Source organism: Saccharothrix sp. (assembly GCF_031180885.1).
Taxonomy (GTDB): Bacteria; Actinomycetota; Actinomycetes; order Mycobacteriales; family Pseudonocardiaceae; genus Actinosynnema.
The window spans coordinates 1-18,873 of record NZ_JAPSLK010000050.1 but is presented as its reverse complement, the minus strand read 5'-3'; the positions used below and the strand labels follow the sequence as shown (position 1 = coordinate 18,873).

15 protein-coding genes are annotated in these 18,873 nt (G+C 71.9%); 10 read left to right on the top strand and 5 right to left on the bottom strand.

Going from position 1 to position 18,873, the window contains the following annotated elements:
- Positions 1-91 precede the first annotated feature (91 nt).
- Positions 92-1,729, bottom strand: a complete 1,638-nt coding sequence (locus tag RIN75_RS34615; protein ID WP_309116300.1) for a DUF2207 domain-containing protein — start codon at positions 1,727-1,729, stop codon at positions 92-94.
- 135 nt (positions 1,730-1,864) lie between these two features.
- Here RIN75_RS34615 and RIN75_RS34610 point away from each other — a divergent pair, with 135 nt between their 5' ends.
- The gene (locus RIN75_RS34610) at positions 1,865-3,103 is read left to right on the top strand and encodes a neutral zinc metallopeptidase (RefSeq protein ID WP_309116299.1); all 1,239 of its coding nucleotides are present in this window, start codon (positions 1,865-1,867) and stop codon (positions 3,101-3,103) included.
- Positions 3,104-3,118: 15 nt separating this feature from the next.
- Entirely contained in the window at positions 3,119-4,018 is a 900-nt protein-coding gene (locus RIN75_RS34605) for a neutral zinc metallopeptidase (protein WP_309116298.1), read from the top strand.
- Here the strand turns inward: RIN75_RS34605 and RIN75_RS34600 are convergent.
- Positions 3,988-4,434 carry a hypothetical protein gene (locus RIN75_RS34600; protein WP_309116297.1) on the bottom strand — a complete coding sequence of 149 codons (447 nt, stop codon included), beginning with the start codon at positions 4,432-4,434 and terminating at the stop codon, positions 3,988-3,990. The genes RIN75_RS34605 and RIN75_RS34600 overlap by 31 nt on opposite strands.
- A gap of 289 nt (positions 4,435-4,723) precedes the next feature.
- Here RIN75_RS34600 and RIN75_RS34595 point away from each other — a divergent pair, with 289 nt between their 5' ends.
- The 6 genes from RIN75_RS34595 to RIN75_RS34570 all read left to right on the top strand — a co-directional run bounded on the left by RIN75_RS34595 (position 4,724) and on the right by RIN75_RS34570 (position 11,513).
- A complete protein-coding gene (locus RIN75_RS34595) occupies positions 4,724-5,401 on the top strand; it encodes a response regulator transcription factor (protein WP_309116296.1) in 678 nt (225 codons plus the stop codon).
- On the top strand, positions 5,398-7,266 hold the full coding sequence (locus tag RIN75_RS34590) for a HAMP domain-containing sensor histidine kinase (RefSeq protein ID WP_309116295.1): 1,869 nt from the start codon (positions 5,398-5,400) through the stop codon (positions 7,264-7,266). The genes RIN75_RS34595 and RIN75_RS34590 overlap by 4 nt, the downstream gene beginning before the upstream one ends.
- A gap of 236 nt (positions 7,267-7,502) precedes the next feature.
- Positions 7,503-7,910, top strand: a complete 408-nt coding sequence (locus tag RIN75_RS34585; RefSeq protein WP_309116294.1) for a hypothetical protein — start codon at positions 7,503-7,505, stop codon at positions 7,908-7,910.
- Between the two features lie 32 nt (positions 7,911-7,942).
- Positions 7,943-9,901, top strand: coding sequence for a sensor histidine kinase (locus RIN75_RS34580; protein WP_309116293.1), 1,959 nt, complete (start codon positions 7,943-7,945; stop codon positions 9,899-9,901).
- A 98-nt stretch (positions 9,902-9,999) separates the two neighbouring features.
- Complete coding sequence (locus RIN75_RS34575) at positions 10,000-10,668, top strand: response regulator transcription factor (RefSeq protein ID WP_309116292.1); 669 nt, start codon at positions 10,000-10,002, stop codon at positions 10,666-10,668.
- An 83-nt stretch (positions 10,669-10,751) separates the two neighbouring features.
- A complete protein-coding gene (locus tag RIN75_RS34570; protein WP_309116291.1) occupies positions 10,752-11,513 on the top strand; it encodes a hypothetical protein in 762 nt (253 codons plus the stop codon).
- Here RIN75_RS34570 and RIN75_RS34565 read toward each other — a convergent pair.
- A complete protein-coding gene (locus tag RIN75_RS34565) occupies positions 11,482-12,549 on the bottom strand; it encodes a potassium channel family protein (protein ID WP_309116290.1) in 1,068 nt (355 codons plus the stop codon). The genes RIN75_RS34570 and RIN75_RS34565 overlap by 32 nt on opposite strands.
- Positions 12,546-13,958, bottom strand: a complete 1,413-nt coding sequence (locus RIN75_RS34560; RefSeq protein ID WP_309116289.1) for a M20/M25/M40 family metallo-hydrolase — start codon at positions 13,956-13,958, stop codon at positions 12,546-12,548. Before RIN75_RS34560 ends, RIN75_RS34565 begins: the two co-directional genes overlap by 4 nt.
- A 59-nt stretch (positions 13,959-14,017) precedes the next feature.
- Here RIN75_RS34560 and RIN75_RS34555 point away from each other — a divergent pair, with 59 nt between their 5' ends.
- Both RIN75_RS34555 and RIN75_RS34550 read left to right on the top strand, forming a co-directional pair.
- On the top strand, positions 14,018-14,398 hold the full coding sequence (locus RIN75_RS34555) for a hypothetical protein (RefSeq protein WP_309116288.1): 381 nt from the start codon (positions 14,018-14,020) through the stop codon (positions 14,396-14,398).
- Positions 14,399-14,476: 78 nt separating this feature from the next.
- Positions 14,477-15,013, top strand: coding sequence for a hypothetical protein (locus RIN75_RS34550; protein WP_309116287.1), 537 nt, complete (start codon positions 14,477-14,479; stop codon positions 15,011-15,013).
- On the opposite strand, the gene RIN75_RS34545 is transcribed toward RIN75_RS34550, so the two are convergent.
- Positions 15,010-18,441: an ATP-dependent DNA helicase gene (locus RIN75_RS34545; protein WP_309116286.1), complete on the bottom strand. Its 3,432-nt coding sequence runs from the start codon at positions 18,439-18,441 to the stop codon at positions 15,010-15,012. The two genes, RIN75_RS34550 and RIN75_RS34545, sit on opposite strands and share 4 nt — an antisense overlap.
- Positions 18,442-18,873: the final 432 nt, after the last annotated feature.

Sequence of the window (18,873 nt, the reverse complement as noted above, 5' to 3'; positions counted from 1 at the left end):
CCCACCGCACCCGATGCCTGTCGAGTCGGGTGGCCGGACGAGACAAGTGTCGAACAGGAGTTCGACTCAGCGCAAGATCACGATCGGGTGATCATCGGAGCGAGCGCAGGTGACCGGCCTGCGCCAGCAACCCGTCCACCGCGCCGAGGAAGTGCGGGAACCGCTGCGCGAACCGCCCGAGGTCCGTCGACTGGTCGGACTGCCCGAACCAGTACAGCCCCGACCGACCGCTCGCGAACGTCCCCAGCCAGCGCTCGGTCTCGCCCAGCACCACCGCGTACGGCAGCGACCGCGAGAACACCATCTCCCGGTCCTGCTCGGGGATGTCCCCCGGCGACGCCGTGCGCAGGAACCCGCGCAACCCGCGCACGTGCTCCAGCAACGCCGCACCGCGCTTGGTCCGCGCCGGCATCCACCGCGCACCCAGCGCAAGGCCCACGCCCGCGACAGCGACCACTAGACCGAACAGCGCGGGCCCGGAGACCAGCGCCAACCCCACCGTCCCCACGACGCCGAGCGCCACCACCGCGAGCCCTGCCCACCACCACAGGCTGCGCTCGGCGTCCGGCCGCCGCACGAACCAGTTGCGCGCCACCACGTCCGCATAAAGCTCGTCGCGCACGCGCGTAAGGTCGATCCGCCTGCCCCGTAGCTCAGAGAGCAACACGGAGTCCACACCGTCCGGAAGGACGGCCTCGTACACAGCGCGCTCATAGCCGGACAGCGAGGAGTCAGCCGGGTTGCGGCGCACGAACCGCCAGTCGCGCTCGCCGACCTCCTCGATCCACACGTAGTTGCGCACAGCGAGGTCCACGACCGTCGCGGTCACGTCCACGACGTCCACGTGCTCGTCCACAACGGTCCCGACCTGCCCGGGCAGCACACCGTCCGGCGACGCGAACGCCATCCGCCCCGAAGGGTCGGTGACCAGCACGTTCACCGGCCCGACATCGCTGGCGAGCGCACGCGCGTCACGGCCGCGGAGGTACCAGAGCAGGGCCAGGCCACCGAGCAGCAGCACGACCAGCCCGCCCAGGCCGATCCCGGTCGCCGGGGTCAGCGCGAACGCCGCGGCCAGGCCGGACGTCTCCTCCACGCGGGCGTTGGCGGGCGCGGCGCCGTCCTGCAACCCCACCGCCACATCGATACGCTCACCTGCGGAAAGACCGATCTCGGTGGCCCGGACGCCCCGGCCGTCGCCGAGGTCGGCAGTGGTGCACGGCTTGGACGTGCCCGGCGCTCCGGCCAGGCAGTTCACCGATTTGGGGGCGTCCGGCGTGATGACGGAGACCTTCACCGAGTCCAGGACGGTGTCCCAGCCGCTCGCGGGCTGCCAGCGCAGTTCCAGCGTGTCACCGATCTTCGCGACGGTTCCCACGACCGAGTACTTGACGGTGGACGTGCCGGATTGCAGCGCGATCGTCAGTTCGTCTTCCGCGACCGTCGCCGTCCCGTTGCCCTCTACAGAGGCGTCGGTCACATCGAACACGCGATCGCGGTTGTCGCCGACGGCGATGCGCAGCGGCACGACGCGTTTCGCGCTCTTGCCCTCGGGGACGCTGACGACCTCGGTCACGGTCAGCTTGCCGTCGCGCTCCAGCTTGAGGCGCACGTCGGCGCCGACCGTGCCGGGCAGCCCCGCGGGACTGCTCGGCTGCGCCGACGCGGTGCCGGCGAACGAGCACAGCGCGGCGGCGCACAAGATCGCCGCTCCCCAGTTTTTCAACACGGCCGCGGAGAATAGCGGAGCCGCCCTATGCTTCTGTGCTGATTCGGGCATCCGCGATTTGGGGGACCACCAGCGATGACGCAACCACCACCGCCGGGTGGCTGGCCGCCACCACGACCGGTTGGGCCGCCACCCGTGCCCGCTCCGCTGAACCCCCAGCCCACCCGTCCGTGGCCGATCCAGCAGCCGCCGCCCGCGCAGCAGCAGCAACCGTGGCCGCCCGCCCAGCAGCCGCAGTTCCCCGGTCAGCAGTTCCCCGGGTCGCGGCAGCAGTACCCGCCCACGCCGCCGCCGGGGATGCCACCGATGGGCGCGCCGCAGCCTCCTCCGATGGCCGCGCCGCAGCCGCCGCCCGCGAACTGGGGTCCGCAGCCCGGTTGGGGACCGCCCGGTCAGCCTTATCCACCGCTGCCGCGCAAGAAGAGCAACGGGCCGCTTGTGGCGGGCGTTGTCATCGGAGTCGTCGTCCTGGGTATCGCGGCGATCGGAATCGTGGCCACGGCCAGCAAGCCGAAACGCCTGAACGACTCCGCCTATTCGGGCTACTCGAGCTACACCTACTCGTATCCGACGACGACCACTACGACGGAAACGACCACCACGACGACCACTACAACGCGCACTACGGCAACCAGCACCAGCAAGGCCGGCCCCAAGGCCGTGATCGCGCTCGGCGACAACCCGATCCACGGCGCCGGTCTGGGCGCGTTCAACATCGACGGCTGCCCGCTGCCCGCCATGAACTACTCGCCCGAGGGTCAGGACAACTTCCTGCGGTCGGCGCTGCCGTGCATCGAGGCCATGTGGAAGCCGTCGTTCCAGAAGGCGAACCTGCCGTACCAGCCGGTGGAACTGGTCATGGTGACCTCGCAGATCACCAACCCGTGCGGCGGCATGGGGCCCGACCGGACCGCCATGTACTGCGAAGGCACCATCTATTGGACGCCGATCCACTACGCCAACGAGCAGGGCGCGGCGAACCCCAACCACCCGGGCAAGTACCTCGGGCAACTGGCGCACGAGTACGGCCACCACGTCCAGTGGCTGTCGGGCATCCTCCGGGCGTCCGGCCAGGCGCAGTACGAGAAGGGTGGCTGGGACACCCCGGCCGGCCTCGACCTCAACCGGCGCAAGGAACTCCAGGCGACCTGCTTCGGCGGCATGACGCTGGCCCCGCTCTCGCACGGCGCGGTGCCCGCTGACGTGATCTCCGTGGCGCTGACCGACGCGGGCAACCGGGGCGACTACCCGATCTACCCGCACCGCGACCACGGCGCGCCGGAGCGGAACGCCGCCTGGGTCAACCACGGCTTCAAGAACAACGAGACCAGCGCGTGCAACACTTGGCTCGCGAGCGCGGAGGACGTCAGCTGACCCGACTGGAGGACCGTGCACACGCCTGAGCAGCCCAAGAACAACCCGATGGTGCTCGTCGGCGTGTTCGCGCTGATCGTGTCGTCGGTCCTCGGTCTCGGTCTGGTGACCCAGTGGGACAACGGGCGCAAGATCCCCGGTAGGGCGATCGCGGGTCCTTATACGCCTCCGTCGACCCCTACGACGACCGAGGCGCCACGTCCGCGCGCGGTCCACCGGCTTGGTGACCACCCGTTGCTGACGACGCCCGTGAAGTTGACGACGCCGGGGTGCGCATTGCCGGAGTTCGGGGCGTCTGATGCGGAGCTGTCGGCGTACTACACGGCCGGGGTGGCGTGTTTGGACCAGGCGTGGAAGCCCGCGTTGGCGCAGGCGAACCTGCCGTTCGAACCGCCTGGGCTGGACGCATCGCCGGACCTCAAGGAGGGTCCGTGCGGTGTCGCGCCCGCTGAGAGCGAGGCCGTCGCCTATTACTGCGGTCGTAACAAGACCATTTACATGCCGACGAGCCGGCTACGAAACAACGGCGGTGGTGAGCGCCCGGGGATGCACCTGGCGACGTTGGCGCATGAGTACGGGCACCACGTTCAAGCGTTGACGGGGATGCTGCGGGCGGCGGACAGCAAGATCTCCGACGCGGGCGAGGACTCGCCGGCCGGGCTGGAGATGTCCCGCCGGATCGAGTTGCAGGCCAACTGCTTCGCGGGGATGTTCCTGTCGGCGGCGTCCGGGTCGATCGGCGAGGAGCTGGCGCGGGAGGCCGCGGACGACTTCCAGTACGCCGTGGAGGAGCCTGCGGAGAAGAACGCGCACGGTAGCCCTCAGAACCAGGGCATGTGGGCGTCTTACGGGTTCGACTCGGCTACTACTACGTCGTGCAACACCTATACGGCTTCCGCGGAGGCTGTGGGCTGAGGTCTGTTGCGTCCGCCGATGAGGTGGGCGTAGAGGCCGCCGGCCATGCCGCTGAGGCAGGTGAGCAGGACGGCCAGGCGGGTCTCCAGCGGCATGCCGGTCGGGGTGCTGGTCGCGGCCTGGACGGTGAAGTCGCCACTGGTGTCGGCCGGGACCACGACCTCGACGACCTCGTTCTCCTGGTGGCCGCAGCCGTCGAGCCGGGCGGTGCGGGGCTTGTCGCCGACCTTGAGTTCGACGCGGTCGTAGGCGTCGCCGCCGCCGCAGCGGGCCGGGGTGACGACCGTCGCGGACGTCCGGTGCGCGGGCGCGGTGGAGCCGGCCGGCCACCAGAACGCGACCGCTGCCGCAATGCCCGCCAGTCCCAGGACCAGCAGGACCAGCGCCCAGCGCACTGGACTCAGCCGAACCGCCACAGCGTGGATGGTCGCAGACGGGGTGGCCGGTTGTCGTGTGGCGTCCAGGCGTCCCGAGCCGTTGACGATCACCCGATCGTGATCTTGACGCATTCGAACACCAGTTCGAGACTGGATCCATGACGAACCGACCAGATCCAGTTCCCCGCCCGACCGCCACCGCGAGCAGACATCGTTTCCGGCCGGCGCGCGGGCCGTGAGGCGCCCGGAGCTGAGCGAAGGCTGAAGAGGTGGGCGGTGCCCGACGTCCACCACGCGTTCCCCGATGTCGACCACGCAGAATGAGGAGGTGTCGACTGCTGCCAGGGTGCTGGTGATCGAAGACGCCGAGGCCATCGGCGCCGCGGTGAGTTCGGCCCTGCGCGAGGCCGGGTACCAGGTCCAGGTCCGTCCGGACGGCCGGGACCTGGAGGGCGAGCTGGCGAGGTTCCGCCCGGACCTGGTGGTGCTCGACGTGATGCTGCCGGGCCGGGACGGGTTCATGCTGCTGGAGGTCATCCGGCGCACCAGCGGGGCGGGCGTGGTCATGCTGACGGCCCGCGACGGTGTGGCGGACCGGCTGCGCGGGCTGGACCGCGGTGCGGACGACTACGTGGTGAAGCCGTTCGTGCTCGCGGAGCTGGTCGCGCGGGTCAGCGCGGTGCTCCGGAGGCTGGGCCGGACGCCGTCCACCGTGCAGATCGGCGACCTCCTGGTGGACGCGGACTCGGCGGTGGTGCTGCGCGGTGACGCTCCGGTGGAGCTGACCGCGACGGAACTGCGGCTGCTGCGCTACCTGGCCGCCCAGCGGGGCCGGGTGGTGGGCAAGACGCAGATCCTGACGGCGGTGTGGGGCTACGAGGACTACGACCCGAACCTGGTCGAGGTCCACGTGAGCGCCCTGCGCCGCAAGCTCGAGGAGCACGGCCCGCGGTTGCTGCACACCGTGCGGGGACTCGGGTACGTGCTGAGGGCGGACGAGACGTGAGCCTGCGGACGGTGTCGTTGCGCCGCCGGGTCACCATCTCGGCGATCATCGTCCTCGGCCTCGTGCTGGCCGGCCTGGTGCTGGTGGTGGACGCCATGTTCGCCGCGCAGTCCCGGCGGGACGTCGAGACGGCACTGTCCGAGAAGTACCGCATCGCGCAGAACCTGTTCGCGAAGCAGCCGCGGATGCGCGGGCAGGAGTTGGTGAACCGGCTGGAGGGCCGGGGCGTGCAGGCGTACGTGGTGATGCCGGACGGCACGGCGTTCGGCCACCACCCCGCCGAGGACGCGGCGCACAAGGTCAGCCGGGAACTGCCGGACGGGTCGAAGCTGACCTTGTGGGCCGAGTCGTCGGTGATCACCGACGCGCAGTCCCGGCTGCGGCGGTTGCTGCTGCTCGTCGGGTTCGGCGCGCTCGGGGTGACGGCGGTGGCGTTGGTGTGGGTGGTCCGGCGGGCGTTGGCCCCGTTGGACGCGATGACGACGTTGGCGCGGTCGATCGCACGCGGCGACCGAGGGCATCGGCTCAACCCGTCGCGGAGGGACAACGAACTCGGCCGGACGGCGGCGGCGTTCGACGACATGCTGGACTCGTTGGAGGGATCGGAGGAGCGGACCAAGAGATTCGTCGCGGACGCCGCGCACGAGCTGCGGACGCCGATCGCGGGCGTGCAGGCCGTGTCGGAGGCGTTGATGCAGACCGGCAGCGCCGAGGACCGGGAGCGGTTGAACCTGTTGCTGGTGCGGGAGTCCCGCCGAGCCGGGCGGCTCGTGGACGACCTGCTGGCACTCGCCCGGATCGAGGCCGGCCTGGAACTGCACCGGGAGCGCGTGGACCTGCTCGCCCTGGCGGAGGCCGAGGTGGGTCGCACCCGGCTGCTCGCGCCGGACTTCGACATCGCGGCGTCCGGCACGTCGGCACACGTGTGGGGCGACCCGCAGCGGTTGGCGCAGGTGTTGGCGAACCTGGCCGACAACGCCCGTCAGGCAACGGGCCCGTCGGGCACGGTGCGCCTGCACGTCTCGACCGCGGGCAGCTACGCGCTGCTGACGGTCACCGACGACGGGCCGGGCGTCCCGCCGGAGGACCGGGAACGCATCTTCGACCGCCTGGTCCGCCTGGACGAGGCACGGGACCGCCGCTCCGGCGGCTCGGGCCTGGGGCTGCCCATCGCCCGAGGTGTGGTGCGGGCTCACGGCGGCGAACTGTCCTGCATCGCCCCGACAACCCCGATCCCACCCCACCCGACCCCGCACTACCTCGCAGACCCACTCACCGGCGCCATCCACCCGGCGACCGTGTCCCAGGCAATGCCCCAGACCGGGCCCAAGACCGGGCCCCAGACCGGGCCTGCGGCCCGACCGCAGACGACGACCACGGCCACGACCGCAGCCGACCCACCGCACTCTGCCTCCGACACGACGCACCCGAACGACGCGACTTCACACCGCACGCCACCGGCCAACCCGACGCCAGCCGACCCGACAGCGGCCAAGGCGGCCGGCGCGGAGGCCGGTTCGGGCGAGATGACGGACACTGCGACGAATTCTGGTGAGGCGGCGGGCACATCGGGGGGCGCTGGCGAGGTGGCGGCTTCTGGTGGGGCGACTGGCGCTGATGCTGCGGACACAGGCACTGCGGACACAGGCACTGCGGACACAGGCACTGCGGACACAGGCACTGCGGACACAGGCACTGCGGACACAGGCACTGCGGACACGAGTGCTGCGGACGCGAGTGCTGCCAACGTGAGCGCCGGCGGTGCTGGTGGTGGGCTGGGTGCGGGCGGGGTGGGGTTGGGGGAGGTTGTAGGGGGAAGGGCTCCGGGGGCGGTGTTTTTGTTGCGGCTGCCGCTTGCGGATTGAGGTTGGGGTTGTGGCTTGGTTTGGGTCATATGACCTTGTTCGGCCTTGATCCTCTGGTGATTCTTGTGGTGTGAGTGCGTTTGTCCGCAAATGTGCGGGCGGGCGCTGCTCTTGATCGCTGGAATGGGTGTCTTGTTCCCGAGTTTTCGGGAACGGTGGCCTCTGGTTTTCGGGAAGTCCGAACCGGAATGCTGCCTCCCGATCGGACACCCCGAACTTCACCAGAGGATGTGATGATGTCCGCTCCCACCGAAGACCGAGGACAGCAGAAGCCCCGCCCGCGCGACGCCGGTCTGCCGAACCTGCCGCCGCCCCCGCCGTCGCCCCTCCCCCACGAGCACTGGCACCCGCGACTCGGTGACCTGCGGCTTTGGTACCCGACGTTCGAGGTGTACGCCGCCAGCGCGGGGGCGCACAACCCGTACTTCCACGGGCCGCACGTCGGCTCGCCGGTCGACCTCGACCGGGTCTGGCTCGGCATCCAGTGGTTCCAGGACCGGTACGGCGACGGCGCGTCCGGATTGCCGGCGTTGGACGAGATGAACGCCGAATTGCGGGTTCGTGGCCACGGCGGCGGTGGTCCGGGTGTCGCCGATGAAGGGTCTCCCTGTCACAACTTCTGGCACTGGATCCACGGGGAATGAGAAAACTCCGGTTACTTCCCTAGGGGGCGGCAGTGTATTCCGGTGGTGCGGCGGCGGCGCGGAAGTCGTGGCCTGATCCGGCGATCGCGGTGTCCCGGCTGCTCGCGGCGGTGGCGGCGGCGCTCGTGCTGAGCGCCGTCGTCCGGGTCGTCGTGGCGGACGGCGTCGCGTCGCACCCGCGGAACTGGTTCGTCGCGGTCGTGTTCACGTTGGTCGGGGTTCGGGTCGTCGCGCACGCCCGGGCCAACGCGGTCGGGTGGACGATGCTGGCCACCGGCGTGTCGTCGGCGGGCGCGGTAGGGGCGGAGGCGTGGCCGGAGGTCTGGTGGGCCGCTTGGGTCGGGACCTGGTTGTGGTGGCCGGGGTATTCGCTGCTGCCCGTCGTTCTCCTGCTCTTCCCCGACGGGCGCCCGCTGTCGCGGTGGTGGTGGCCGGCGCTCGTGTGCGCGCTCGCCGGGGTGGTGTTGCCGGCGGTCGGGTTCGGGTGGGCGTCGTGGTCGGCTCCGGCGACGTTCTGGCATGACGCGGTGCACGGGACTGCTCGGCGCGGGGTGCCGTTGGTCGTGGCGGTCGTCGGGTTCGTGGGATTCGTCGTGGGACTGGTGGGCGGGCTGGTGTCGCTCGTCCTGCGGGCGCTGAGAGCCCAAGGCGTGGAACGGCGGCTGTTGGGCGCCGCGATCATCGGCGCGGTCGTCGCGATCGTGGCGTTCGTGCTGGAGGTCGTGGCGTCGCTGGACGGCGCGTGGCTCGCGATGGCGGCGGCGTTCCCGGCCGCCGCGCTGGTCGCGATTTTGCGCTACGGCCTGTACGACATCGACCTGGTCATCCACCGGACCTTCCTCTACGGCCTGCTGGCGTCGTCGCTGATCGGCGGGTACGTCCTGACCGTGCTGGCCGCCGCCGCGGTGGTCATGCCGGGCACGGCGCACGTCGTGGGCACGGTCGCCGTGGTCCTCGCGGTCGCGCCGCTGCACCGGGCGCTGCTGCGCGGGCTGAACCGGCTGCTGTACGGCAACCGCGCCGACCCGTACCGGGTGCTGTCCGAGTTGGGCCGGCGGTTAGAGCACCCGCTGCACCCGGACGCGGTGTTCCCGACCGTGGCTCGGTCGGTGGCTGAGGCGTTGAAACTGCCCTACCTCGCCATCCACCTGGAGACCGAGGACGACTTCGAGGTCGTCGCCCGGTACGGGCGGTCGCGCGGGCGGCCCGGGGTGCGGTTGCCGATGGTGGTGAGCGGGCGGCGTGTCGGGGAGCTGGTCGCCGAGGCCCGGTCGCCGGAGGAGCGGTTGAGCCGGCTCGACGCCAAGCTGCTCGCCGACGTCGCCCGCCAGGCCGCGCCGGCCGCCGAGTCCGCCCGCCTGGCCCGGCAGCTCAAACAAGCGGACGAGCACTTCGAGCAGGAGCGCAAGGAGGACCTGAAGCGGATCATCCGGGACCTCCACGACGCGATCGGCCCGAGCGTGTTCGGCGTCCGGCTGCTGGTCAAGGCCGCCCTCCAGGAGGTCGACGGCGGTTCGCCACTGGGCGGCAGGCTCACGCAGGTGCTCGACCGGCTGGACGCGCTCCAGTCCGAGGTGCGGGCGGTGGTGCGCAGCGCCCGGCCGCGCGACCTGGACCACGGGCTCGTCGAGGCGGTGCGGCGACAGGCCGACCGGTTCACCCGCGAGTTCGACGTCGAGGTGGTCGCCGACCCGGGCGTCGACGGGTTGCCGGACCGGGTGGAGCTGACCGTGTACTGGATCGTCAGCGAGGCGCTGAACAACATCGCCCGGCACGCGCACGCCTCGGTGTGCCGGATCCGGATCTCCCGGACACCGGAGCTGGAACTGGTGGTGACCGACGACGGGCGGGGCATCCGGCCCGACCAGGCGCTGTCCGGCGGTTTGGCCACGATGCGTGAGCGCTGCACGGAAATCGGCGGCACATTCACCGTCGAACCGGCCTCGCCGGGCACCCGAATCGTGGCCCGGCTCCCGGTCGAAACGCATTGATCGCGAATGCGTCCTCGGCGGGCCGCCGGACCGGTGCGGAACGGGCCGGGAGTACGCTGGCGCCAGGCGACACGTGATCGGCGGGCGAGGAGTGCATCGTGGCCGAAGAGGCGCTTCCGGTTTTGATCGTCGATGACCACCCGACGTCACTAATGGGCTTGCGCGCACTGCTCGACATGTCCGGATTCAGCGTGGTCGACGAATGCCGGAACGGTGCGGACGCGGTGCGAAAGGCGTTGGAGCACAAACCGGCGGCGATCGTGATGGACCTGCGGATGCCGCGCCGGGAGGGTGACGCGGTGACCTCGTGCGGCGCCGACGTGATCCGGGAGATCCGCGACCAGTGGCCGGACGCCGTGGTCGTGGTGCTCACGATGGACGAGGACGACGAGCCGGTGCTGGCCGCGCTGCGCGCCGGAGCCCGCAGCTACCTGCGGAAAAGTGATGAATCGTCGGACCTGGTGCAGCACGTGCGGCTCGCGGTCGCGGGCAAGGCCGTGATCGAGGCGTCCATGCTGGAGACGCTCGCGCGGCGGGTGGCCCAGGCGCCCAACGGGGCGCGCAAGTACCGGCTGACCAACCGCGAGCAGGAGCTGGCGACGTTGCTCGCGGACGGCCTGACCAACCGGCAGATGGCGCGGGAACTGGGGCTCCAGCCGAAGACGGTGGACAACCGGGTCAGCGACATCCGGGTCAAACTCGGGGCGCGGGACCGAGCGGAGGCGGTGCAGATCGCCCGGGACGCGGGATTCGGGTCGGAAAGCTGAACCGCTCCCGGGAGCGGTTTTCCCGGATCTCCGGGAAAACGGGCACTTGTTCCCGGGACGGCGGGAGGTGGACCGTTTCCGCCGTGACCAATTTGGCGCTGGCGCACCCGGTGTACCGCACGGTGCTGGCCTTCGACGTCGAAGGATCCACCGGGCGGAACAATCGCGGGAAAGCGTTTTTACGGGAACTCATGTTCGAGGTCGTCACGGCCGCGTTGGAAGCCTGCGGCATCGGTGCGCAGGACTGCGACGCGGTGGTCCACCGGGGTGACGGCGTGCTGGCGCTGATCCGCCCGACCGACCACGCGCCGAAGACCCTGCTGCTGGCGTCGGTCATGCCGACCGTGCGGCTGCTGCTCGACGCGCACAACCGCGAGCGGCCGGACGAGCCGTTGCGGTTGCGGGCGGTGCTGCACGCGGGCGAGATCGTGCACGACCGGCACGGCACGTTCGGCGAGACGCTCGACGTGGCGTTCCGGCTGCTCGACGCGCCGCCGGTGAAGCAGGCGTTGCGGGACACGGCCGCGCCGCTGGTGCTGGTGGTGTCCGATGACGTCCACCGGTCGGTGGTGCGGCACGACTACGCGGGTATCGCGCGGCCGGCGTTCCGGTTGGCTGTGGCCGTGGAGGTGGGTGGTTCTTGCTGGTCGGGGTGGTTGCACGTGCCCGGCGAGCCGCCGCCGCCGTGGCCTCCGGCCCCCGAGTCGATCGTCCCACTGGGTACCGACAATTCGGGGAGCGGAGGTGGGGCGGCGGTTGATCGGATGGGGGCGGACGACATCGGCCGGGGACCCGGTGGTGCGGTGGTGCGGGTCAGGCTTCCTTCGGTGGGGTCACCTTCTTGACGTACAGGAGGCGGTCGCCGGCTTCCACGGCGTCGGCTTCCGGGGCGTCCACGCGGTAGAGGGTGCCGGCGCGGACGACGCCCAGCACTATGTCCGGCAGGTGGCGCGGGGAGCCGCCGATCTCCGACGGTTCCACGTCCCGCTCGGCGATCGACAGGCCGGCGTCGGGGGTCAGCAGGTCCTCGACCATGTCCACCACCGACGGGGTCGCGGTCGCCATGCCGAGGAGGCGGCCGGCCGTCTCGCTCGACACGACTACCGAGTCGGCGCCGGACTGGCGCAGCAGGTGTTCGTTCTCGCGTTCCCGGACCGACGCCACGATCTGCGCCTTGGGCGCGAGTTCGCGCGCGGTGAGGGTGACCAGGACGGCAGTGTCGTCGCGGTTTGCGGCCACGACGACCGCCCGTGCGCGGGGGACGCCCGCCACGCGCAGCACGTCGTTGCTGGTACCGGTGCCGTGCACGGTCACCAGGCCGATGGCCGACGCCGCGTCCAGGGCCTCCTGGGTGGTGTCGACGACGACGATCGAACCGGGCTCGATGCCGTCGCCGAGCAGGGCGCTGACCGCGGAGCGGCCCTTCGTCCCGTAGCCGACGACGACCACGTGGTCCCGCACCTTGGTCCTCCACTTCTGGATGCGCAACGCCTGCCGCGAGCGTTCCGTGAGCACTTCGAGGGTCGTGCCGACCAGGACGATCAGGAACAGCACCCGCAGCGGGGTGATGACCAGGACGTTCACCAGGCGCGCGGACGAGCTGGCGGGCGTGATGTCGCCGTAGCCGGTGGTCGAGAGCGACACGGTGGCGTAGTAGAAGGCGTCGAGGAAGGACAGCCCGTCCTCGTTGACGTCGCGGTAGCCGTCGCGGTCCAGGTAGACGATGAGCACGGCGGCGAGCAGGGCGGCCATCGCCCCGATCACGCGTTTCATGATCGCCCGGGTCGGGCTCTGCACGACGTCGGGCATCTTGATCACGCCGACGAGCGAGTGGCCGGGCCGTTCAGCCAGCGGTTGGCCCGCGTGGAACCGGCGGATCATGACAGCCTCTCCGGGAGCAGCCGCCACAGGCGGGCCGCGGCCTCCGCGCCGCGCAGCAGTTGGGGCACGACGACGCGCTCGTTGGGCGCGTGGATCCGATCATCCGGCAAGGTCGCCCCGAGGTACACGACCGGCACGCCGATGCGCTGGTGCAGCAGTGCCGCGGGGCCGCTGCCGCCGGTGCGGCTGTACCGGACGGGCTGGTCGAACGCGGCCTCGACCGCTTCGCGCAGGGCGCCGACCGCCGGGTGGGTGACGTCGACGGCGTAGGGCGGTGCGCCGTCGCCGGCGGGCACGACCTGGGCGTGCAGGCCGGCGGGGGTGTGTTCGGCGACGAACTCGCGCAGCGCCGCCGCGACCCGCTCCGGGTCCTGGTCGGGGACGAGCCGGAAGGACAGCTTGATGCGCGCCTCCGCGGGCACGATCGTCTTCAGCCCGGGGCCGCCGTACCCGCTGTGGATGCCGTTGACCTCGGCGGTCGGCCGCACCCACACCCGTTCGAGGGTGGACCAGCCCTGTTCGCCGGACAGCGCCCGCGCGCCGCCGGAGTTCGCCAGCCACACGTCCTCGTCGAACGGCAGGGCGGCGTAGTCGGCGCGTTCGGCGTCGGTGGGTTCGACGACGTCGGCGTAGAAGTCCCGCAGCGCGACCCGGCCCTTGTCGTCGTGCAGGGCGGCGACGAGCCGGGCTGCGGCGGTCGCCGGGTTCGGCACGCTGCCGCCGGCGCGGCCGGAGTGCACGTCGGACGTGCCGCCGGTGATGACGATCTCGGCCCCGTACACGCCGCGCTGGCCGGTGCAGATGGTGGGCGCGTCACGCGCGTAGATCGGGGTGTCGCTGAAGACCACCAGGTCGCAGTCCAGTTCGGCGCGGTGGTCGTCGAGCAGCCGCAGCAGGTTCGGCGAGCCGGACTCCTCCTCGCCCTCCACGAACAGCTTCAGCGTCACCGCCGGGCGGTCCGCGCCGAGGGCCGCGAGGTGCGCCTTCACGCCGAGCAGGTGCATGGCGACCTGGCCCTTGTCGTCGCTGGCGCCCCGGCCGAAGAGCTCCTCGCCGACGACGGTCGCCTCGAACGGCGGGTGCTCCCACTGCTCGACCGGGTCGACCGGCTGCACGTCGTGGTGCCCGTAGACCAGGATCGTCGGCGCGTCAGGATCGGCCGCGGGCCAGCACGCGTAGACGGCGGGGAGGGCCGGGCCGGTGTCCCACACCCGCACGTCCGGCCAGCCGTCGCGGCGCAGGGTGTCGGCGAGCCAGTGGGCGGATCTGCCCACGTCGCCGTGGTGCGCCGGGTCCGCGCCGATCGACGGGATCGCGACCCACTCGCGCAGGTCCGCGAGGAAGTCGTCGGCCAGCGCGGCCACCGCCGCGCGCTCGGGATGTTCCGGATTTTCGGGATCACCGCTCACGGTGCGGGAGGATAACCCTGGGCGGGCCGGCGGGCGGGAGGCATGACAGGGTGGTCGGCATGGAACCCACTCGTTCCCGCTCGCGGTCGGCGCTCGCGCTGGCCGCGCTCCTCGGCGCCGCGGGTGTCACGCACTTCGCCAAGCCGAAGCCGTATGACGCGATCGTCCCGCGTTCACTCCCCGGCAAGCCCCGGACCTGGACTTACGCCTCGGGTGTCGCGGAGGTCGCGCTGGCGGCGGCGGTCGCGGTGCCGCGCACGCGGCGGCTGGGCGGGTTGCTCGCGGCGGGGTTCTTCGCCGCGGTGTTCCCGGCGAACGTGAAGATGGCTTACGACTACCGGACGAAGTCGCCCAAGGCGCGCGCGATCGCGTACGGGCGGCTGCCGCTCCAGGTGCCGCTGGTCCTGTGGGCGCTGAAGGTTCGCCGTAGCGCGCCCTGATCACTCTCGGCGTCGGGTTCGACACCCTGAGCGCCCGAGGACTGTCATTGAAACCGCAACCAGCCCTAGGATGCCCGAGTGCAACCGCTCCTCCACCCTGCCGCGTCGGCACTCGGTTGGCGCGGCATCGTCGTACCCGACGTCGCCGTGCTGGGACACCAGGTGTCGGCGGTCGTGCGGGTCCGTGCCGACGTGCACGAGTGGCGCAGCGCGAACGGCTGGCCGCCCCAGGCGGACCCGTCGTGGTTCCGGTCCTGGTTCGAGCCGGCGGCGCACGACCGCCTGCCCGTGCCCGCGGTGGAGCTGGTCGGCGTCCTGGTGGGTGAGTCGACGGTGGACCGCGCGCTCCAGTCGTGCGGGACGCTGATGACCCTCGCGCCGTGTTCGGTGGTGCTGCCCGCGCCGCAGGGCTCGCGGTCGTGGCCGTTGATGGAGCTGGACTACTACGGCATCGGGGTCGTGGCGGTGGACGAGGCGGGCGCGGCGGAACTGCTGGTGCCGCCGGAGGACCGGTCGACCGAGTTCGGGCCGTCGTTGTTCGGGCGGTGGCTGCTGGAGGTCCTGTACGACCGGGTGTTGAAGGAAGTCCCCGCGCACGCCCGGGTGCACAGCTAGACCGGGACTTCCCGGATCAGGTTCCGCAGGCCGTCGGCGTCCAGCAGGTCCGCGGGGCGCAGGGTGTGGTCGTGCCGCACGTAGTGGAACGCGGCCCGCACCTTCTCCACCGGTGTCTTCTTCAACGCCGCCCACGCCAGCCGGTACGCCGCGAGCTGAACGGACAGCGCGGGCAGGCGTTCCTCGTCGGGCACCGCACCGGTCTTCCAGTCGACCACGGTCCAGCCGCCGTCGGGGTCGGCGAACACCGCGTCCATCCGGCCGCGCACGGACAGTCCGTCGATCTCGGTCTCGAACGGCACCTCGACGTCGTACGGGGTGCGGTCGGCCCACGCGCTGGCCAGGAACGCCTCCTGGAGGCGCTTCAACTCGGTGTCGGGCGCGGCGCCCTCGTCGGCCGCCCCGGGCAGTTCGTCCAGGTCGAGCAGGCGGCTGGCACCGAACCGCTGTTCCAGCCAGGTGTGGAAGGCGGTGCCGCGGCGGGCCATCGGGTTGGGCGGGAACGGCAGGGGGCGGCGCAGGCGGCGGGCCAGCAGGTCCGGGTCGGCGGCCAGTTCGACGAGTTGGCTGACCGACAGGTGGTCGGGCAGCACGACCCGTTCGCGCCGGTCCGCGGCGGCGGCCCGTTCGGCGAGCAGCACGTCGACGTCCCGCGCCCAGCCTTCGGGATCGGGGTCGTCTTGCTCCTCGGGTTCGGGGTCGGCGTGCTCCTCGGGCAGCGCGGGTTCTTCGAGGTCTTCGGGCTCGGGCGGTTCGTCGTGGTCGTCCGGTTCGGGTGGGAGGTCGTAGTCGTCGGGTTCCGGTGGCAGGGCTTCTTCAGGTGTCAGGACCAGCGGGAGTTCGATCTGTTCCGGGGCCTGCTCGGCGAGGTGCCGGTCGAGGGCTTCGAGGACGAGCCGCGCGCCTTCGGCCACGGCTTCGCGGCGCTTGCCGAGGGGGTCGGCGGGCCACCGGGTGCTCTTGACCTCGGAAGCGAGCGGGTTCGGCTCGTCCTCGGCGGGCGGCGGGGACCAGTGGGCGATGTCGGCGGGCGGGTGGTCGGCGGACAGCACGGCCTCGCGCAGCTCGACCAGGAACGCGGACGGACCCTTCGGCTTGTCACCCGTCTCGGCCCACCAGTGGCCGGACACGAGCAGGCTCTGCTCGGCGCGGGTCAGCGCCACGTAGAGCAGTCGGCGTTCCTCGACCAGGCGGCGGTCCTCGAAGTCGTCGGCGTGCCGGTCGAGTGCCTCCTCGACCTCCTTGCGGTTCGCGCCCGGCGGGATGCGCAGCGTCGGCAGGTCTTGGGCGTCGCCGCGCAGCTCGGCGGGCAGTTCGGCGACCGCCTTCAGCCAGCACGAGGTCTTCTTGCGGCCCGGGAAGACGTCCTTGACCACGTGCGGCAGGGCGACGATGTGCCACTCCAGGCCCTTCGCGGAGTGCATGGTCAGCACCTGCACGCGGTTCTCCGCGACCTCGACCTCGCCGGGTTCCAGGCCGTCCTCGGCGTGCTCGGCGGTGTAGAGGTAGTCCAGCAGGGCGGGCAGGGTGGCGGACGGGCTGGCCGCGGCGAAGTCCGCGACCACGTCCGCGAACGCGTCCAGGTGCGCGCGGCCGACGCCGCCGGGTCGGGCCATCGCCTCGATGTCGAGCAGGAGGGTGCGTTCGACGTCGGCGACGAGTTCTGGCAGCGGCTGGTCGAGGCGGCGGCGCAGCGCCGACAGTTCCGCGCCGAGCCGGCGGATGCGGCGGTAACCCTCGGCTGAGTACGTGGTGGGGTCGCCGGGGTCGTCCAGTGCATCGGCGAGGCCGGCTTGTTCGGCGTGCTCGCCCGGGAGTGCGTCGGCGAGGACGGCCAGGGGGTCGTCGACCACGGACTGGCGGGTGGGTGATCCGGCGAGTTCGCGGGCCCGGGACCAGAGCGCGGCGAGGTCCTTGGCGGCGACCCGCCAGCGCGACCCGGTGAGCAGGCGGGCGGCGGCGGTGCCGGCGAGCGGGTCGACCAGGACGCGCAGGGCGCTGACCAGGTCGCGGACCTCCGGTTCGTCGAGGAGTCCGCCGAGACCGACGACTTCGACGGGGAGACCGCGTTCGCGCAGGGCGGCGGCGATGGGGGCCATGTCGGCGCGGCGGCGGACGAGGACGGCGGCGGTGGGCGGTTCGTCGCTCTCGTCGAGGTGGGCTTCCCACTGGGCGGCGACGGTGTCGGCCATCCAGTCCAGCTCGGCGCGGACCGTGTCGAACAGGCCGATCCGGACGTCACCGGGGCCTGCGCCGGGGCGGGCGCGCAGTTCGTCGACGTCGAGGCCGGAGGCGCGGAGGGGTGCGGAGACGGCGTTGGCCAGGGCGAGGACTTCGGGCGGGTTGCGGAAGCTGGTGAGCAGGCCGTACTTGCGGGCGGGCGGGAAGTCCTGGACGAACCGGGGCAGGTTGGCCGCCGACGCGCCGCGCCAGCCGTAGATCGCCTGCGCCGGGTCGCCGACGGAGGTGACGGCCATGGGTTCGCCCCGGCCGAAGAGGGCGCGCAGGAGGACGCGTTGGGCGTGGCCGGTGTCCTGGTACTCGTCGAGCAGGACCGCGCCGTAACGCTCGCGCTCGCCTTGCGCGACCTCGGGGTACTGGTCGGCGAGGCGGGCGGCGAGCGACATCTGGTCGGCGAAGTCCATCGCCGCTTCCTTGCGCTTGCGGGCCTGGTAGGCGTCGAGGAGCGGGAGGAGGTTGACGCGGAGGCGTTGGGCGTTGACGACGTCCTTGAGCTTTTCGGGGAGGCCGTCGCGTTGGCGGGCGGTTTTGGGGGCGTTCTCGATGGTGGCGGTGAATCGTTCGGCGTGCCTGCGGAGGGCTTGGGGGTCGACGAGGTGTTCGCCGAGTTCGCCGGCGAGGGCGAGGAGGTAGCCGGTGATGGTGGGCGGGATCTTGTCGGTGTCGATGTCCTCGGCCCACGTGGAGACGACCCGGTGGGCGAGTTGCCAGGAGGCGGTCTCGGTGAGGAGGCGGACGCCGGGTTCGACGGGGAGGCGCAGGCCGTGCTCGCTGACGAGGCGGCCGGCGTAGGCGTGGTAGGTGAGGATGACCGGTTCGGCGGTGAGCACGGCGGCTCGTCGTTCGCCGCTGGGGTCGAGGCGGTCGAGGAGGGGTGAGCCGCCGAGGCGGCGGAGGCGGGCGCGGACGCGGTCGGAGAGCTGGCGGGCGGCTTTGCGGGTGAAGGTGAGGCCGAGGACGCGGTCGGGGGTGACGAAGCCGTTGGCGACCAGGTAGACGACGCGGGCGGCCATGGTCTCGGTCTTGCCGGCGCCGGCGCCCGCGACGACCAGGGCGGGGGCGGTGGGGGCGGCGATGACGGCGGCTTGCTCGGGGGTGGGCTTGGGGAGGCCGAGGGCTTCGGCGACTTCGAACGGGCTGGCGAGTTGGTTTCGCCCGTCCGTCCGCTGCTCGCCTGGTGCCGCCACCCCTGCATTCTCCGACTCCGGTCGGACGAATCTTCGGCGACCCGCAGTAGTGGGAGTGGTGGGGTGGTTGATGTGGTGCTGGTTACGCGTGGGGTCGACGTGTGCGGGCTGCGCGTGGCGTGGCCTCCGGCCCCCGAGTCGATCATCTCACGGGGTACCGACAATTTCGGCCGGCTTGGGGACCGGGGTGGGAGGACCTGGGGTCGGTGGGGCCAGGTCAGGTCAGGTCGGGAGGGGTAGGGCGGGTCGGCGGGACAGGGCCGGTTGGCGAGGAGGAAGCGCGGACGCAGAGGCCGGCAGGCAGCGCCGGCAGGCAGCGCCGGCAGGCAGCGCCGGCAGGCAGCGCCGGCAGGCAGCGCCGGCAGGCAGCGCCGGCAGGCAGCGCCGGCAGGCAGCGCCGGCAGGCAGCGCCGGCAGGCAGCGCCGGCAGGC

Bases quoted from the DNA above. Each gene is read 5' to 3' on its own strand.
- RIN75_RS34555 (WP_309116288.1), top strand. From the start codon at position 14,018: ATGGAACCCACTCGTTCCCGCTCGCGGTCGGCGCTCGCGCTGGCCGCG.
- RIN75_RS34585 (WP_309116294.1), top strand. From the start codon at position 7,503: ATGTCCGCTCCCACCGAAGACCGAGGACAGCAGAAGCCCCGCCCGCGC.
- RIN75_RS34565 (WP_309116290.1), bottom strand. From the start codon at position 12,549: ATGATCCGCCGGTTCCACGCGGGCCAACCGCTGGCTGAACGGCCCGGC.